General features: G+C 65.8%; 12 protein-coding genes. 7 read left to right on the top strand and 5 right to left on the bottom strand.

The genetic code is table 11. The annotated features are described in order from the left end of the window. Positions 1–54 precede the first annotated feature (54 nt). From F817_RS0109630 to F817_RS0109650, 5 genes are all read left to right on the top strand, one after another. Positions 55–2,016 carry an HD domain-containing phosphohydrolase gene (locus F817_RS0109630; protein ID WP_024327454.1) on the top strand — a complete coding sequence of 654 codons (1,962 nt, stop codon included), beginning with the start codon at positions 55–57 and terminating at the stop codon, positions 2,014–2,016. A 145-nt stretch (positions 2,017–2,161) separates the two neighbouring features. Further along, complete coding sequence (locus F817_RS0109635; RefSeq protein ID WP_024327455.1) at positions 2,162–4,657, top strand: PAS domain S-box protein; 2,496 nt, start codon at positions 2,162–2,164, stop codon at positions 4,655–4,657. 716 nt (positions 4,658–5,373) lie between these two features. Further along, positions 5,374–6,249: a matrixin family metalloprotease gene (locus tag F817_RS0109640; RefSeq protein WP_231369402.1), complete on the top strand. Its 876-nt coding sequence runs from the start codon at positions 5,374–5,376 to the stop codon at positions 6,247–6,249. A 321-nt stretch (positions 6,250–6,570) separates the two neighbouring features. After that, on the top strand, positions 6,571–7,551 hold the full coding sequence (locus F817_RS0109645) for a sensor domain-containing diguanylate cyclase (protein WP_024327457.1): 981 nt from the start codon (positions 6,571–6,573) through the stop codon (positions 7,549–7,551). 540 nt (positions 7,552–8,091) lie between these two features. Continuing rightward, the gene (locus tag F817_RS0109650) at positions 8,092–9,330 is read left to right on the top strand and encodes an MFS transporter (protein WP_024327458.1); all 1,239 of its coding nucleotides are present in this window, start codon (positions 8,092–8,094) and stop codon (positions 9,328–9,330) included. 194 nt (positions 9,331–9,524) lie between these two features. Here the strand turns inward: F817_RS0109650 and F817_RS0109655 are convergent, their stop codons facing one another. Continuing rightward, positions 9,525–10,091 (bottom strand): DUF99 family protein, encoded by a 567-nt coding sequence (locus tag F817_RS0109655; RefSeq protein ID WP_029681087.1) that lies wholly within the window; start codon positions 10,089–10,091, stop codon positions 9,525–9,527. Between the two features lie 268 nt (positions 10,092–10,359). Between F817_RS0109655 and F817_RS0109660 the strand changes: the two genes are divergently transcribed. Next, a complete protein-coding gene (locus F817_RS0109660; protein ID WP_024327460.1) occupies positions 10,360–11,262 on the top strand; it encodes a complex I NDUFA9 subunit family protein in 903 nt (300 codons plus the stop codon). A gap of 148 nt (positions 11,263–11,410) precedes the next feature. Here F817_RS0109660 and F817_RS0109665 read toward each other — a convergent pair whose 3' ends face one another. From F817_RS0109665 to F817_RS0109680, 4 genes are all read right to left on the bottom strand, one after another. After that, a complete protein-coding gene (locus tag F817_RS0109665) occupies positions 11,411–11,758 on the bottom strand; it encodes a hypothetical protein (protein ID WP_024327461.1) in 348 nt (115 codons plus the stop codon). Positions 11,759–11,876: 118 nt separating this feature from the next. Beyond that, entirely contained in the window at positions 11,877–12,548 is a 672-nt protein-coding gene (locus F817_RS0109670; RefSeq protein ID WP_024327462.1) for an SOS response-associated peptidase, read from the bottom strand. An 11-nt stretch (positions 12,549–12,559) separates the two neighbouring features. After that, the gene (locus F817_RS0109675; RefSeq protein ID WP_024327463.1) at positions 12,560–13,810 is read right to left on the bottom strand and encodes a ribonuclease H-like domain-containing protein; all 1,251 of its coding nucleotides are present in this window, start codon (positions 13,808–13,810) and stop codon (positions 12,560–12,562) included. Continuing rightward, positions 13,797–16,232: a DEAD/DEAH box helicase gene (locus F817_RS0109680; protein WP_024327464.1), complete on the bottom strand. Its 2,436-nt coding sequence runs from the start codon at positions 16,230–16,232 to the stop codon at positions 13,797–13,799. Before F817_RS0109680 ends, F817_RS0109675 begins: the two co-directional genes overlap by 14 nt. A 105-nt stretch (positions 16,233–16,337) precedes the next feature. On the opposite strand from F817_RS0109680, the gene lexA reads away from it, so the two are divergent. Then, on the top strand, positions 16,338–16,982 hold the full coding sequence (lexA, locus tag F817_RS0109685; protein ID WP_024327465.1) for a transcriptional repressor LexA: 645 nt from the start codon (positions 16,338–16,340) through the stop codon (positions 16,980–16,982). The last annotated feature ends 100 nt before the right edge of the window (positions 16,983–17,082 follow it).

Consider the following 17,082-nt stretch of genomic DNA (forward strand, 5'->3'; position numbering starts at 1 on the left):
TTTCTATCCGTACCGGGTCCTTCTTGATCCGGTCTTGTTGCAGGGATCTCGAGCATGCGCAACTCGTATTTCGAAAGGACGGCGGATTTCACTCGGCTACTATTCGAATGCCCCCGGATCGAACAGGCCCATCAGCAGTGGCTCCAGGCGCTGGACGCCATTCCGGACCCCATCCTGCTGCACGACAGCGAAGGGCGGATCCTGCGCGTCAACCAGGCCTACGCCGAAAAGGCGGGCGCGTCCTATAGCGAGCTGATCGGCTCACCCTACTGGCACTTCTTCCCGCGTCAGGACGCCCCCCTGCCCGAGTGCCAGGCGATCGCCGAAGGGGCGGATTACCGCAGCCGGGAACTGCATCTGGCCAAGGGGGAGGCCTACCAGCTCTTCGCGTATGCCGTCCGGGATCCGGAATCGGATCAGCGCTTCGCATTCAACCTCTTCCGTGATATCACCGACGAGGTCCGCCATCGGCAACAGCGGCAGAAGCAGGAGGCCTTCTTTACCACCCTGGCGGAGACCGCCCGGGATGCTGTCGTGGTCATGGACCCGGAAGGCCAGGTGGCGTACTGGAATCGGGCGGCCGAGAAGGTTTTCGGCTATTCCTCCGGGGAGGTGCTGGGGAAGCCCCTGCATCCGCTGATTGCCGCACCCCGGCACCAAAGGAAATACGAGACGGGCCTGCGCCACTTTGTGGAGACCGGGGAGGGGCCCGTCGTCGGGGACACCCTGGAGCTGGAGGCTCAGCACAAGGACGGAACGGTCTTCCTGGTGGAACTGTCGGTTTCGGCTGTTCAGTTCGAGGGGGGCTGGCACGCCCTCGGGATTTTGCGGGATATCACCCGGCGCAAGACCCGCGAACGCCGGCTCGCACGCACGACCGAGTACCTGCGAGCCCTGATCCAGGCCCATTCCGCCCTGGTCACGGCCGAAGACGAGGGCCAGTTGTTCCAGGATGTCTGCCAGGCCCTGGCCGATGCCCGGGAGTACCCCCTGGTCTGGGTGGGGATGGCTCGTGAAGGAGCCGACCACCCGGTAGAAGTAGTGGGGTCGGCAGGCCCTCGCACGGATTATCTGGACACCGTGGTGGTGACCTGGGACAGCAGCGAGTCCACGGGCCAGGGCCCTACCGGCCGGGCAATCCGGGAGGGCAAGCCCCAAATGACCCGCAACATGGCCACCGACCCCAGCTTTACGCCCTGGCGGGAGCCCGCCAGGGAACGAGGATTCGCCTCTTCCATTGCCCTGCCTCTCCAGGTGGACGGCGAGACCATCGGGGCCCTCAATGTGTATGCCACCGAACCCGAGGCCTTTGACGACGAGGAACAGTCCCTGCTGGAAGGATTGGCAAGGGACCTCTCGCGCGGTCTCAAGGCCCTGCGGACGCAGAAGGAACGCGACGAAAGCCAGACCGCCCTGCAGGAGGCCCTGGTCGATACCGTCGAGGCCATCGCCCGCCTGGTGGACAAGCGCGACCCCTACACGGCCGGCCACCAGAAGCGCGTGGCCGAACTGAGCCAGGCGATCGGCCGCAAGCTCGGATTGCCCGAGGACCGGATCAAGGGTCTCTACCTGGCCGGCCTGATCCACGACCTGGGCAAGATCAGCATTCCCGCCGAGATCCTGAACCGCCCAGGTACGCTGTCGCCCAAGGAGTTCGAGCTCATCAAGGACCATGCCCGGGCCGGTTACGACATCATCCGGGATATCGCCTTCCCGTGGCCGGTGGCGGACGCCGTCCTTCAGCACCACGAGCGACTGGATGGGTCCGGCTACCCAGACGGGCTGAGCGGTGACGAGATCCTTCTCGAGGGACAAATCCTGGCCGTAGCGGATGTGGTGGAGGCCGTGTGTTCACACCGCCCCTACCGACCGGCCTTCGGCATCGAGGCGGCCCTGGACGTCATCCAGAACGGGCGCGGGACCCAGTTCAGCCCCGAGATCGTGGATACCTGCCTGGCACTGTTCCGGGACGATGGTTTCCTGTGGGAGGATACCGAAGCAAGGTCGGCCCCCTGAGTTCCATTCGGCAGGGCCAACGGAAGGCGCACGCGCTACGTTGCTTCCCGGATACCGGAGAGTGGTCCATTGTATGGGTCGGGGGCGCGACACGGGCTATCGCGAGGGAGTGGGGAGTGAATCTGACAAGGGGGGGACATCCAACGTGAGCGAGGAAGCGGATGGGGAAAGCTCGCCGCTCGAGGCTAATCGGCAGTACTGGAAATATCAGCTGGCCTTCGAGCAGTCCCGCGACGCAATCATGTTTCTCAACGGTGATCGCTTCGAGGATTGCAATCCGGCCTCATTGGCGCTGTTCCGGGTTCCCGATGTTGCGACCTTTGCGACGCTCCATCCCGGCGAGCTTTCACCGCCGTTCCAGCCCGACGGCTGCCCCAGCCGGCCGGCGGCAGCCGATTACATCGACCAGGCCCTGCGCGAGGGCCAGGCCTTCTTCGAGTGGAGCCACACCACGTGGGATGGAAGCGAATTCCCCGCCGAGGTCCTGCTAAGCCGTATCGATCTGGAACAGGGTCCCCTCCTCCAGGCGGTGGTGCGCGATATCAGTGATCGCAAGCAGGCCGAGCTCGCCCTGCAAGAGCGCGAGAAGGACCTGGCCGAGGCACAGAATATCGCCCAGGTAGGGAGCTGGGTCTCGGATTTCCACACCAACGAGATACGCTGGTCCGACGAGGTTTACCGCATCTTTGGTATGGCCCGCGAGGAATGGGGTGCCAGCCACGAGTCGTTCATGGCAGCGGTCCACCCAGCGGATCGGAGCAAGGTGCAGTCGGCGCTCGAGGCTTCGTTTCAGGGCGATCCCTACGACGTGGTCCACCGAGTCATCCACCCTGACGGTGAGGTGCGTACCGTCCGCGAGCGGGGTTATACGGAGTTCGACACCGACGGCGACCCCGTACGCATGGTCGGCACGGTCCAGGACATCACCTCGCAGTACCAGCTGGAGGACAACCTGCGGCGCCTGGTAGCGATCCTGGAAGGAACTCCCGACATCGTCAGCATGCACGGCCCCGACGGCACGCTGCTTTACCTTAACGCCCCCGGGCGGCGCCACATGGGGCTTCCCGAACGCTCCAGTGGGGAGGTCTGGCAGCCGGACACAGGCTGGGACCGATCGGACTTCCCTCCGGAGACAGAGGACCTGGAATCGACGCTGCGGTGGGGCCACCCGCCCTGGGCGCTCAAGAAGGTGCTCGACGAAGGGCTTCCGACAGCCTGCAAGGAGGGGGCCTGGCAGGGCGAAACAGCCCTTCTGGACAGCTCGGGGAACGAGATACCGGTCTCACAGGCGATCATCATCCACCGGGACGACTCTGGCGGGATCCTTCAGATCTCCACGATTTTCCGCGATATCTCCGAGCGACGCGCCCTTGAGTCTCAACTGCGCAAGGAAAAGGCGCTCTCGGAATCCATTCTGGCGAGCCTGCCGGGGGTCTTCTACATGCTCGACGAGCAAGGTCGATTGACCCAGTGGAATGATCGGCTGGCCGCGGTGACGGGACACACCGCCGAGGAGCTGCAAGGGGCCGATGCACGGAAGTTTGTCCCGGAGGAGGAACAGGACGGTATTACGAAGGCCATCGCCGAAACCTTCGCGGACGGCAGCACTCTGGTGGAGAGCAGGCTGCGCACCGCGGAGGGGGACCGGCCCTATCTGTTTCACGGTTATCGAGTCGAGTTGGAGGGAGCCCCTTACATTCTGGGCGTTGCGCTGGATATGTCCACACGCCATGCCCTGGAAGATCAGCTCCGACGCGAGAAGGCGGTCTCCGAATCCATCCTTGACGGCCTGCCCGGGGTCTTCTACATGCTCGACCGGGAAGGTCGCCTCGTTCAATGGAACGAACGGATGGAAACGGTTACAGGCCGCACCCCCGAGGAGCTGGACGGGATTGATGCCCTGGCGCTCGTCCCGACTGCCGAGCAGGAGCGGATTGTCGAAAGTATCCGCGAAGTCTTCTCCCGTGGCAGCACGCTGGTTGAAAGCAAACTGTTGACCGTCGAGGGCGAGGCGACTTACCTGTTCAATGGGCTGCGAATCAAGATCGATAGCCAGCATTACCTGCTGGGTGTCGGACTGGACATAACCAGGCAAAAGCGCCTGGAGGCCGCCCTGGAACACGAGGCCTCGACGGACCCCCTTACCGGGGTCGCGAACCGCCAGCGCTTCGATTCGGAGCTGGAGCGCGCGTTGGCTCGCTACAATCGCTACGGCAGCCCGCTCGCTCTGGCGATCATCGACCTGGACCATTTCAAACGCGTCAATGACGTCTACGGACACGACATCGGTGACCACGTCCTGGTGGAACTGACCGAACGGCTGGCCGGAGAGATCCGAGAGCCCGATTTTCTCGCCCGCTGGGGGGGCGAGGAATTCGTGGTGCTCCTGCAGGAAACCGGCGCCTCCGACGCCTACTCGATGGCGGAGCGATTGCGCCAACGCGTCGCGGCCGAACCATTCCCCGATGTGGGACCCATTACCGTCAGCGCGGGCCTTGCCAGCGTCCGTGCCGGAGACAACGCGGACACACTGCTGAAACGAGCGGACGACGCACTCTACGAAGCCAAGCGCAACGGTCGTAATCAGGTGGTGGTCCATGCTAATGCCCCGGAATCCGAGGAAGGCGGGGCCAGGTCCTAGTAACGAACTGACTTCGACTTTCGAATCGTAAGGGCCGCAAGGGCTCGAAAGAGGACAGCCACGTTTCTACGGACATCCGGGCTCAGGTCTTGCCTGTTGCCCCGCTCCACGGCCGGCTGGCCACATTCCATAGCACCTCTGCCGATTCCCACGGTTTCTTCGAGTCCTCGCAATACAAGCACCCGGCGCACCAACGTGGCCCTGGAGCGCAGCGGTACGCGCCCCGGGGCTCCACGCGCCTCCGCCTCCGTGATCCCGGACACCGCGTAGCGGGTATCCGGGGTCTCGGTGGTCGGGGGTGCACTGACGGGTGGGAGATCTCGGCGCTTCGCTCCGGCCGGGATGTCAGTGCAGGGGCAAGGGCCGGGGATGGTGACATTCCCAAGAGGCCCCGGAAAAAAGCGACCTGCGACGGGCCCTTTGTGTCCCCGGATGGTCCCCGTGCCCGGCTGACCCTCGTGGCTGATCAGGACGGGATATATCCCTGCGGTCGATTCTCGCCTCGCCCTCGCCGCCCGGAATTCGGTGAGCCGGGCTGCAGATGCACTTGTTGAGAGCTCGCATGCCGCAGCGGCCGATCGTGGGCATTTGGGATGGACGCAATGATTCGTCGGTGCGGCATCCCACCCAAGCGTTAGTCGGGCGTTATGTTACTCTTCGGCAGAGTCCCCGCTCGCCTTCAACTCGTTCTCGCGGGGTCCGATCAGGAGACTGCGGTGCGATCTCTCCCCCAAGCACACCTCCCAATCCTGGCGTTGGTCGCGGCCGGCCTTCTGGCGTTGCCGCTGCCTGCCCTCGCCGACGAGGACGGGTATCGGCTGCTCAAGCTGGATGGCTACAAGGTGAAGTGGGGAGACCAGCGCTTAGGGGTGGGAGCCCGCATCAGCTATGCCTTTGCCGGCGAGGCGCTGCGGTTTGATGACGCGTACAACTGCCGTGACCTGGCGCCGGTCGAACAGTTACTCGGGGACGATCTCTCCATGGAGACGTTCGAGCGCGAGACGGCGGCGGCGTTTCGGGTCTGGGAGCGCGCAGCCGGTGTGTCATTCCACAAGGTAAGCGATGCCCGGGAAGCGGATATCGTTCTCGGCGCCCAGGGCAAGCCCTCCGGACGGGCTTTCGCTAATGTCGCCTACGCGCAGGACTCGGAAGAATTCACCAACGTATCCTACGGGCCCAATTCGGAACCGGGTGTGCGCGCCATCGAGCAGTCGCTGGTATGCCTGAATCCCGACTACGAGTGGAAGGTTGGGTTCGACGGCAACACGGACGTGTACGACATCCGCTATACGCTGACGCACGAAATCGGTCACGCCATCGGCCTCGACCATCCCGGGCCCTCCGGCCAGTTGATGGGGTTCAAGTACACCGAGGATTTCGCCGATCTGCAGCCCGGCGATCTGCGCGGAGTCCAGCGGCTCTACGGGCAGGCCACCGATGGCGCACCGACCGATGACTTCGGCACACAATTGGCCGAGAGGCCGGCCGACGAACGGCAAATGGAATTTGCCGGCGATCTTTTCCTTGACCAGGACGGCGGCGTCGTGCCCGTGATCGGTGTCGGCGGCGCCCTTGCCATCGGCGACCAGTAGCTCGCCGAGGAAACTCAGGGGCGGTCGCGCCCCTTCCCCCGCTCCCCCGAGCAGCCCAGCCCCTGGGTATTTCAACCGACAACCGTGGCCCTTCCCTGCTGGAGTCAAGTGGGCACCCACGTTTCTGCAGGCGGCACGGCGACGTCGAGCCCGCTCCGGTTAAGCCAACTTCCAAACCGCCAAAATGGTTTCGATGTAGTCCCTTGTTCGTTCGGCTTGAGCGGCAATCGGGCGCAATTGATGGGTGGGGGATGAAACCATATTAAGTTTCCCTTATATTCCCGCCCCTCATGGACGCACAGCCCCAGGAGAATGACCTCCGTGGAACATGACCCCTCGCCCGTCTCCCGGGCTGCCTATGACGCCGTGTGTGCGGAACGGGATCAGCTCCTCACGCTTTTGCGCGCGTTGCCGGACATCTCGTTCGTACTCGACGAGCATGGTGTCTATGTCAACGTGATTGGCGGGACCAACGAGGCCATGTACGTCAGTGGGCAAAACCTGCTGGGACACTCCCTGCACGATGCCCTGCCGACACCGCTCGCGGATGAGTGCCTTCACCTGGTTCGTACCGCGATCGAGTGCGGTGAGCTGCAAACCATCGAGTACTGCCTGCGGGTGGCCGATGTGCCCGTGTTGCCCGAGGAGGCGCGCACGGGCGCTCGCGCCACGGCACACCACTGGTTCGAGGGGCGCGTCCTTCCCCTGCCCGCGTACGACCACCACAACCGGGTCGCGCTATGGGTTGCAGTCAACATCACTCCGCGCAAACAGCTCGAGCATTACTGGCAGGAGGTCGCCCATACCGACCCCCTGACGGGACTGGCCAACCGTCAGCGCCTGTTCGAACGGGCTCATCAGGAGGTCGAGCGCGCGCATCGACACCAGCACCCGCTTGCCCTTCTGCAAATCGATTTCGATTACTTCAAGCGGCTGAATAACGAATACGGCCACGCGGCGGGTGATGAAGCCCTGCGACGCATTACGCAGGCGTGCGCGGGCATCCTGCGCGATGCCGACTTGATGGCGCGGACCGGCGGCGAAGAGTTCGCGATCCTGTTGCCGGATACGGGCCCCGATGGGGCGCTGGATCTCTCCCGGCGACTGCTCGAGACCGTCCGGGAGATCAGTCTGCCGGATTTCGCACCCGGGGTCCGGCTGACCGTCTCCATCGGCTGTGCGACGCTGAGGGTCGAAGAATCCTTTGACCGGCTCATGCGCCGGGCCGACGAGGCCCTGTACGAGGCCAAGGCGAGCGGCCGCGACCGGGTGTGCGCGAGTCAGGGGTCGCGAGAACCGTAGGGCCTGTGTCCAGCACCAGCGATGCAAACGCGGGTGGCTTCATGTCCGCACTTCTCGCCGGTCCGGAGACCTTGTCAGTCCTTGGGGGGCCAGACCTTGCCTTTTCCCTTGCTCCATCGGGTAGACAAGAAGCAAGATCAGATCCAGCGGTCACAACCGTGTGCGTTGATTGAAGTTTCCCGGGACCTGCCCCCTAGGAAAACACTGATCAATGTACACACTCGCGTTGGCACCCCAGGTTTTCCGAGACAAGCCGCGTCGGGCAGCGGGTAGTGGTTCTACCCGCCCGTTGTTGATGGATTCGGGGCGCATCGCAGGATCGGGCAACCTGGGGTGCCAACCCCACAAGCCATCGCAAAGCAGGGGCTCGGCCGCCCGTGCTTATCAAAAAACGGGCGCGCACACGGCGTTGCAACTCCCTTGTGCAGAATGCTGCACGGCCGTCACCGCGCCTTGTTCGCACGCACAAGCGACTCGAGCGCGAGCGTGTACATTGATCAGTGTTTCCCTAGTGTTTCCGGACCCCGGGCGGCAGATCGCATGAGCGAGACTTCGGACATCCGCAGGAAGAGCTTTGTCGCCCACATGGCGACGGTCTTTATCAACGCGCTCAACGACAACTTCTTCCGGCTGGTGGTCATCTTCGTCGCCCTCCGTGAATTTGTCGCGGAGGGCGAAGGCACCTTCTATTACAGCCTGGTCGGTTTCGTGTTCCTGCTACCGTTCGTGCTGTTCTCGCCCTGGGCAGGCTACATTGCCGACCGCTACAGCAAGAAGATCGTGATCGTCTGCACCCGCATGGCCGAGGCCGCGGTGCTGCTGGCCGCGGCGCTGATGCTGATCACCGACAACTTCGCCGGCCTGCTGGTGACGACGTTCCTGATGGGCCTGCAAAGCACGTTCTTCAGCCCGGCGAAGTTCGGCATCCTGCCGGAACTGGTGCGCTACCAGCAGCTTTCGCGTGCCAACGGCCACATCCAGCTATGGACCTTTCTGGCCATCATCCTTGGCACTGCGCTCGCTGGCTTTGTAATGGAGTTCGCCGGCGAGGCGCTTTGGGTCCCGGCCGCCCTGATTGTGGGGCTCTCCGTCGCCGGCGTGCTGACCAGCTTTTTTATCGCCCCGACGCTGGCAACCGAGCACCCGGCGCCCTTTCGGCTGAACCCGTTTGCAACCGTCATGCAGTCCGTCGGGGAAATCCGGCCCCACCGGGTCCTGTTCATGGTGATCCTCGGCATCGCATGGTTCTGGGCCCTGGGCACGCTGTACCAACTCAACGTCCCACTGTTCGCCGAGATCCATCTGGAGCTGGGCGAGCTCGCGACCGGCATCATCCTGACCACGCTGGCGCTGGGCATCGGAACGGGCAGCATCCTGGCCGGCTACCTGTCGCGCGGCGCCATCGCCATGCACCATGCGCCGGCCGGCATGATCGCGGCGGCCCTGATCAGCGCATTGCTGTACTTCGCCACCGAGAGCTACCCCGCGACGCTGGTGCTGATCGCCCTGCTGGGCATTGCCTCCGGGTTCTTCATCGTACCGATCACCGCCTACCTGCAGGGTCACAGTCCCGCCGACCGGCGCGGCCGCTTCATTGCCGCGAGCAACTTCCTGGCGTTCTCCGCGATGCTGGTGGCGCCGGTCCTGTTCTGGCTGTTCACCGGGCCCGCCGGTGCCACGCCGGCTCACGTGTTCGTGATCGGTGGGCTGGCCTCGCTGCTGGTCGGGATGACGGCCCTCCGGCTGTACCGGCGCCACCGCGCGGAGGCGGATGCCTGAGCCCTCAGTCCGCATCCCTCAACCGTTCGATCAGACACTGGGCGTCCCGGGGCGCGGCCCCCTCGGCATTGTATGTAGCGACCCGCCCGACGCGGCACCCCGGGTGCCACGACGTGCCCGTACTCCTGCCGTGGCCACCCGTCCACGAAGCGGGCCCCTGCACGCCCCTTGACGCGCCACTGTGGCGCACCGGGTCATGGCCGGTGACGACTCGCCCCCGTAGTCACGCCTCCCGCAATGATGTGCGCTACCCGCAGCGGCTCCGGGAGTCGACTGTGGAGTCGCTGGTCTTCCAGGAGGCGCTGCGCCGCCGCGGGACTGAGCCCGCAGCGCTGCACGTACAAGCCCTCCAGCGGCTCCATGACCCCGGCGGCCTCGATCAGTCGCCACTTGCGTGCGCCCCCCGGGACGTGATCGAGCAGCGCACGACGAATCGCGGGCAAATCGGGGGCATGGCGCGCCACCGCGAGAACCGGCAACCCGGTGCGCGCGTGCAGCGCATGCAGGTCCACCACGTTGAATCCGGCCAGCGTGATCCCCTGCAACAGGATCGCGTGCAGCTGCGGTGCAAACGGACTGCCCAGCACGCACTCGGCCAGACGCGCTGTGGCGTTGGCTCCGTCGCGGCGCACCCGCGTCGAAAGCACGCCGTCCAGCCGCTTCGCGGCGAATACGGCACCAATGACCCGCACGTCGCCCCGATACTGCCGCGCGAACGGCGCATCATCGAAACCCACCACGTGTGAAAGTCGTTCGTGCATCCGCTTCCCGGTCGGCCGCCGCCCGTAGCACGGGGGCGCTTCAAAAGACCACCAGGGGTACACCCGCAAAGACCGCGCCTGCTCCGGCGGCCCCGCCCAGGAGGGCCACCGGTTGCACGCGCGCCCCCAGTCCCCTGCATCATGGCAGATACAGGCTTCGATCCAGAGCAGACCGGACAAGACCCGCCGCTTCCTACCCTTAGAGTGAAGCGCTGATCGTGGGTTGCCGCGTCCGGCTTCCGCACCCATCATCCAAAGGGGGCTCGCCATGCGCCCGAACCTGATCACCGTATTCGGCGGCACCGGGTTCCTCGGCAGCCGGATCGTGCACGAACTGATCAATGCCGATCACGCCGTGCGCATTGCATCACGCCGACCGGCGGTACCCTCCGCACTGGAACAACAGGCCCGGGTGGAACATTGCCGCGCCGATATCCGCGACGATGCCGATATCGCCCGCGCCGTGGAGGGTGCCCACGGCGTCGTCAACGCCGTCAGCCTGTACGTGGAGCAACGTGATCTGCGCTTCACCACCATTCACGTGGACGCTGCGGCCCGGCTCGCACGCGCCGCACACCAGGCCGGCCTCGAGCGCGTGGTACAGATCTCCGGCATCGGCGCCGACCGCCGGTCACCTTCCCCGTATATCCGCGCCCGCGCCGAAGGCGAAGCCACTGTGCAACGCGAATTTCCGAACGCCGTGATCGTGCGCCCCAGCGTCCTCTTCGGGCCGGGCGACGCCTTCCTGCGCAACCTGGCCGGGCTCGCATCCCTGCCGGTGATCCCCCTGTTTGGCCGCGGCCTCACCCGCCTGCAGCCCGTACATGTAACCGACATCGCCCGCGCCATCGCCAAACTGTGCGGAAACGAAGCACCCGCACAACTCGTCTACGAACTCGGCGGCCCCGAGGTCCTGACCTACCGCCAAATCCTGACCCTGGTACTGACCCACGTGGGCCGCAAACGCCCCTTGCTCCCCGTGCCATTCGGCGTCTGGCACGCGCTCGCCGGGCTGGCCTCCGTGCTACCAAACCCACCTCTGACCCGCGACCAGATCTACCTGATGCAGCAAGACAACGTCGCGAGCAACAGCACCGGAAGCTTCGCCGACCTCGGGATCACACCCCGCTCGTTCGAGACATTGCTGCCCGACTGCCTCCCGGCCCAATGACTCCGTTCTGCACCGGCTGACGGCGCGGCCTCCATTGTGACGGACATCGGCAGGCCGGCGCGAGCAAGGCGCCGGCGGAACCACACCTTGCCGTTTCCCCGTGGTCGGTCGCCGGCGCAGGCAGCAAGGTCGCTCCAGGGATCCCGGATTATCGCGTATCGGACGGGAGTCCGATGATGCACTCGCGCATCAGGTCGAGCAGGCCATCGACACTCGACGGATCTTCGGTTTCGAACATGGCTCCCGCCCCATGCTCATCGAGCCGCATGACGATGCATTGCCAAACATAGGTCCGGGCGTCTGCACCCTCTTCCGGGGTCACGGTCAACATCAGTCTTGAATGCTCGGAGAGACCTGACACCGGCATTTCCAGATACAGTCCACTGAGGCTGACATCCCGGACCCAGCCACTGGCCCGAAATTCGGGGGCACCGTGCAGATTCTGCACCTCGGCCGTCATACGGATGACCCTGCGTCGTCCTTCCCGAAGCTCCATCGACCAGTCTCCCGCCACGCACCTGCAAGCCGCGCCACTTCACATGTCGTCTCCCCCTGACTGTAGCGCATCCGAATGCGCGCCCGGGGTTCATACGGGTCGGGTCCTGATCGCTTCATCAGGACGCGTCGCCGGTGCGATCGAGGACAGAGGGATCGTCGTTCTGCGGCCGGTTCACTCGTGGCGAAACGGCGTATGCCTGCAAGGCGGAGGACGGCAAGCGCCGGGTGATGAGACGGACTTGCTCGCGGTCGGTGATGGCGGGGTCGAGCCAATCCCATCGGCATTCGGCGTCGAGCGCGAGCGGCTGTCGGTCGTGGATATGCGCCAGGTGTTCGGACGCAGGCTCGGTGATGATTGTGCAGCAGGCCCCTCCGTCCGCGGTCGGCGCCCAGATGCCCGCCAGGAACAGCACGTCCTGCGTCGCGTCGTCGGTCAACGTGATGAAATGCGGCTGCTTGCCCTGTCCGGTCTTCTGCCACTCGAACCAGCCATCCGCCGGGACGATGCAACGCCGATGCGCGAAGGCACTGCGGAAATACGGGCTGCTCGCTACCTTCTCGGCGCGGGCGTTGATGGGCTGCGGCCCATCCGTTACCCGTTTGGGCCGGAACCCCCAGTGCATCGGCTGAAACGCGGCCGGCGTTTCCTCCCCCGCCCGAAAGGCCTCGATGTCGGTGCCCGGGGCAACGTTGTACCGAGGGGCGTCGAATCCCTCGTCCACCGGCACCTGGAAGTACCGCATGGCCAGCTCGCTGGTCGCGCTGTAGCGCGCAAATCGTCCGCACATTCGGTATCGCCTTACCGGGTAGCCGCCTCATGTCGCATTCGAAGTCTTTCTAGACGCCCATCGGCGCGAGGTCCAGGTTCCAGTTGCTCGGCGTACCGGAGCGCCCGCTCCCAGTCCCGACGCTGGTGTTCGTGGTACTTGGCCAGCGCCTCCAGTGCCTCCTGAACGCCCCGCTCGGCCAGCGCTTCCCAAATGGGCACCGCCTGGTCGTATCGCCCCTCTCGCCGCCATTCGCGAGCGAGCCACAGCAGGCCCGGCACCGACAGGCTCTTTTGGTGGCCTTCCAGCAGCCGGCGAGCGGCCGCGGGTCCATCGAGGCGCTCCATCAGGCGTGCCGCGCCCTCGACCGACGCCTCATGGGCGACGGGCTGCGCCAGGACGCTGGCCAGCGCCGGTCCCAGCAGCGTGAGGGAGAGGATGTCATCGGTGTTGTGCTGGACCACGCGCTCGAGATCCTCACTGCGCCCGAAGCTGAGATAGGCCTTCCAGGCCCACGGGGCCTCGGACCCCGGCAAGTCGTCCTGCCGGTCGAGCCCGAGCAGGCGTTCCTCGACGGTGCGCAGGCGACAGTCCGGCCAGGCGTGCCCGTACAGGCTACGCACCGGGTGAAGGAAGTCGGTGTGCGCGGTCTCGGGGGCATCGGGTCGGCGCTGCATACGGCGGCGATCCCGCAATAACGGCAGATCGAAGGTCTTGCCGTTGTAGCTGACCAGATGGTCACAGTCGCAAAGGGCCGCGTCCACGGCGGCCAGCAGCGCCCCCTCCCCCGCGAACGCGGTCATCAACCACTGGCGCAGGCGGACCTGGCCACCCTCGAGCGTCGCCAATCCCACCATGAAGGCGACGGTGCCGGCACCGCCGGCGAGACCCGTGGTCTCGGTGTCGATGAAACCGACCCGCTGGTCGGATGACCAGAAAGGGCTCGCCGGTTCGCGGGCGAGTTCGAGCGTGTGGCGTCCATGGGCGTGGCTCGCCGCGATGATGCGATCGACCCGGACCAGATGCTCGTCGATGAGCTCGCCGTCCAGGCGCTTCGCCAGTTCATCGGGTCGAACGACGGCACTGGAGGGTGGCGGGTTTGCGCGGGTACGCCCCGTTCCCGCGACGCCCATCCGGTCCAGGCGTGCCCGGATCTCGTCCAGCACGTTGCCGGATGCCGGTTCGGACCCCGGGGCGTGGGCCCCGGCTGAAGTTCGGCCGGGCGCCGGCGGTTCGCTACCGGACTGGCGGCGCAGGGTGTTCAGGCGGTCATGCAGCCCCATGGGATTCCAGGCCCTCCAGGACCGTGATCGCGGCCTGCTTCGGCGAGAAGCCGCGCACCTCGTCGCTCGCCAGGATCGGACCGATGCATCCCGGACAGCCATGGGCGCAGTCGCACTGCCGGATCAGGCTCAGTGCATCGCGAATGACCCGGCCCCGGTTGTCGAACAGCGGTGCCGACAGCCCGACGCCGCCGGGATAGTGGTCGTACAGGAACACGGCCGGGCGGAACCGGCCTTCCTGCTCCGGATCGCACTCGCCCCCATCGAGGGTGCGCAGCTGGCCGCGGCCGTTCGATCCCACGGTCGCAAACCAGCGCGCATCGCCATCGCCGACCGCCCGGCCCAGATCCTGCGGCTCGGACATCACCACCAGGGCCGCCACGTGGTGCATGGCGTAAGCCGCACCGAGAAACCCGTCCAGGGCCTCGTGGCGGGATGCGAAGCGCTGCTCCAGGGCCTCCGGGGCCATCTGCCACCAGACGGCGGTGGTATGCATCTCCTGGTCCGGCAGATGGATGTTGCCGTAGCCGATGTTCTCGTGGGTGTAGTAGCGGATCTTCTTGTAGCCCGGGATGCGCCGGACGATGTGGACCTCGCCACGGGCCGCCTCGCCCTGCCCGGCCGGGCTGCGCTCGAAGTCGTCGAGGATCTTGAGACGCGTGTAGTCGATGGCGTCGGTGTAGTAGTCGGCGCGGGTGCGCGTGACGAACGCCTTGCGCCCGGTCCAGTCGAGGCGTTCGACCTGATAGGGCACGGCCTGCACCAGGTAGATCGCGCCCTCGTACAGCGTCTCGGCCGCACTGGAGAAGTCCACCTCGGCGATGATCTGCTGCTGGCCTTCGGTGGTATCCACCACCACGAAGTTGCCCTCGGCGACGGAACGCAGGCTGACGCTCTGGGCGGGATAGCTGTCCTCGGTCCAGTGCCAGGTGTCGGACTCGCGGTGCAGCACGCCCTGCTCTTCCAGGTAGGCGAGCAGCGACTCCAGGTCCTCGCCGCCGAAGGCCTCGCCCTTCCGGAATGGCAGTTCGAAGGCGGCGCAACGCACATGATCCAGCAGGATCAGAAGCTGGTCCGGCGCGATCCGCGCCTGCTCCGGGGACTGCCCCAAGAAGAACTCCGGGTTGCGGATGATGTACTGATCCAGCGGATCGGAACTGGCGACCAGCACACCCAGCGACGGGCGGTTGCGCCGGCCCGCGCGGCCCAGGCGCTGCCAGGTGCTGGCGATGGTTCCGGGGTACCCGGTCAGCAGGCAGACATCCAGGCTGCCGATGTCCACGCCCAGCTCCAGCGCGGAGGTGGCGATCACGCAGTCCACGTTGCCGCTGCGCAGGGCCTTCTCCGTCTGGCGCCGCTCGTTGGGCAGATAGCCGCCCCGATACGCGGCGACCCGCGAGGCCTTGCGCGGGTCGTTGTCGAACACGTCCTTCATGTAGCGGGTAATCACCTCGACCATCAGCCGCGTGCGCGCAAAGATGATGGTGGTGAGCTTGCCGCGCAGGGCCATGCGCGCGATCCGCGTGACTTGGGATCGGGCCGAGGCGCGGATGCCGAGATCCGCGTTGACCACCGGCGGGTTCCACAGCAGAAGATGGCGCTCCCCCGCCGGCGCCCCGCTCTCGGTGATCGCCGTGACCGGATCGCCGATCAGGCCCGAGGCCAGTTCCTCCGGGTTGGCGATGGTCGCCGAGCTCATGATGAACACCGGGTCCGCGCCATAGAAGCGACAGATCCGGCGCAGCCGCCGCATGACGTTCGCCACGTGCGAACCGAACACGCCCCGATAGGTGTGGGTCTCGTCGATCACCACGTACTGCAGGCTCTCGAAAAACTGGGCCCACTTGGTGTGGTGCGGCAGCACGCCCTGGTGGAGCATGTCGGGGTTGGTGACGACGATATCGCCACGGGTGCGCACCGCCTTGCGGGCATCCCCGGGGGTATCCCCGTCGAACGTGTAGGCGCGGACTCCCAGGTCCCCGGCCTCGTTGAGCTCCATAAGCTCCGCGACCTGGTCCTGCGACAGCGCCTTCGTGGGAAACAGGTACAACGCCTTGGCCTTGTTCTCGCGGGCCGCTTGAAGGACCGGAAGGTTGTAACAAAGCGTCTTGCCGGACGCGGTCGGGGTCACGACCACCGTGTGTTGTCCGGCGCGGATCTGGTCCCAGGCGGCGCGCTGATGGCTGTAGAGCTGCTCGACGCCCCGGGATCGGAGCGCGCCGGCAATGGCCGGGTCAAGATCGGCGGGCAGATCGGCGTACTGGGCGGGGCGCGCCGGCAGGACCAACTCACCGGTAATCCGCTTGGCGTAACGTTCCTTGATGCGCTCGACCAGGCGCCGCGCACCCGCTTCTCCGCCCGGGCCTTCCGCGCGCAACTCGGGTTCGGGGACTTCGGGGAGGACGCGCGCCGGTTCGGTCATGGCAATCTTCTCACGGGAGCCGTACAGTGGCGATCATAGCCCGGAGAACAAGCGGAGAACAATGTTCTCTTCCCTGCGCGATCACGATCCTGGAGAACGGATGCCATGGAGGCACTGACCCCGCACCAGCGTCGCGTGCTCGAGGCCCTGCAGCGCTTGGCGGCCGAGGGGCACGCACCGAGCCTGGATGAACTGGCGCAGGCACTGGGCCTGCGCTCGCGCGGGTCCCTGCACAAGCACATTCGCGCCCTGGAGGCCGCGGGCTACGTAAAGCCCGCCCAGGGACGCCATCGAGGCATCCGGTTGGCCGATGACGTACTGGATTCGCCTGTCGCCGAAGGCACGACGGGACCCGGCTCATGGGGCTCCAAAACCCTGCCTCTTCTGGGCCGCATCGCGGCGGGCCAGCCAATCGAGGCGCTCGCGCGCCCCGAACCCGTGGAGGTACCCCCGGCCCTGCGCGGGCATGGCGAGTGCTATGTCCTCGAGGTAAAGGGCGACTCCATGCAGAACGCCGGCATCCTCGACGGCGACTGGGTGATGATCGAGTCGCGCAGCCACGCGCGCAACGGCGAGATCGTCGTCGCCCTGATCGATGGCGAAGAAGCCACCCTAAAGCGCATCGAGCAAACGCCAGAACAGGTCCTGCTGCACGCAGCGAACCCAGCGTATCCTCCGCTCACCCTCGTCCCTGAACAGCTGCAAATCCAAGGGGTACTCGTCGGACTAATGCGGCGTTACTCGGCCTAATTTGTAGTTCATCGAAGGATACCGGGGAGGTGTTCGACCGCTGAAGGGCATCGTAGTCTCGCGTGGAGCCAGGAAGGACACGGGAGGGAGCGATGCTGGA

The organism is Thioalkalivibrio sp. AKL19, assembly GCF_000420165.1.
Lineage (GTDB): Bacteria > Pseudomonadota > Gammaproteobacteria > Ectothiorhodospirales > Ectothiorhodospiraceae > Thioalkalivibrio.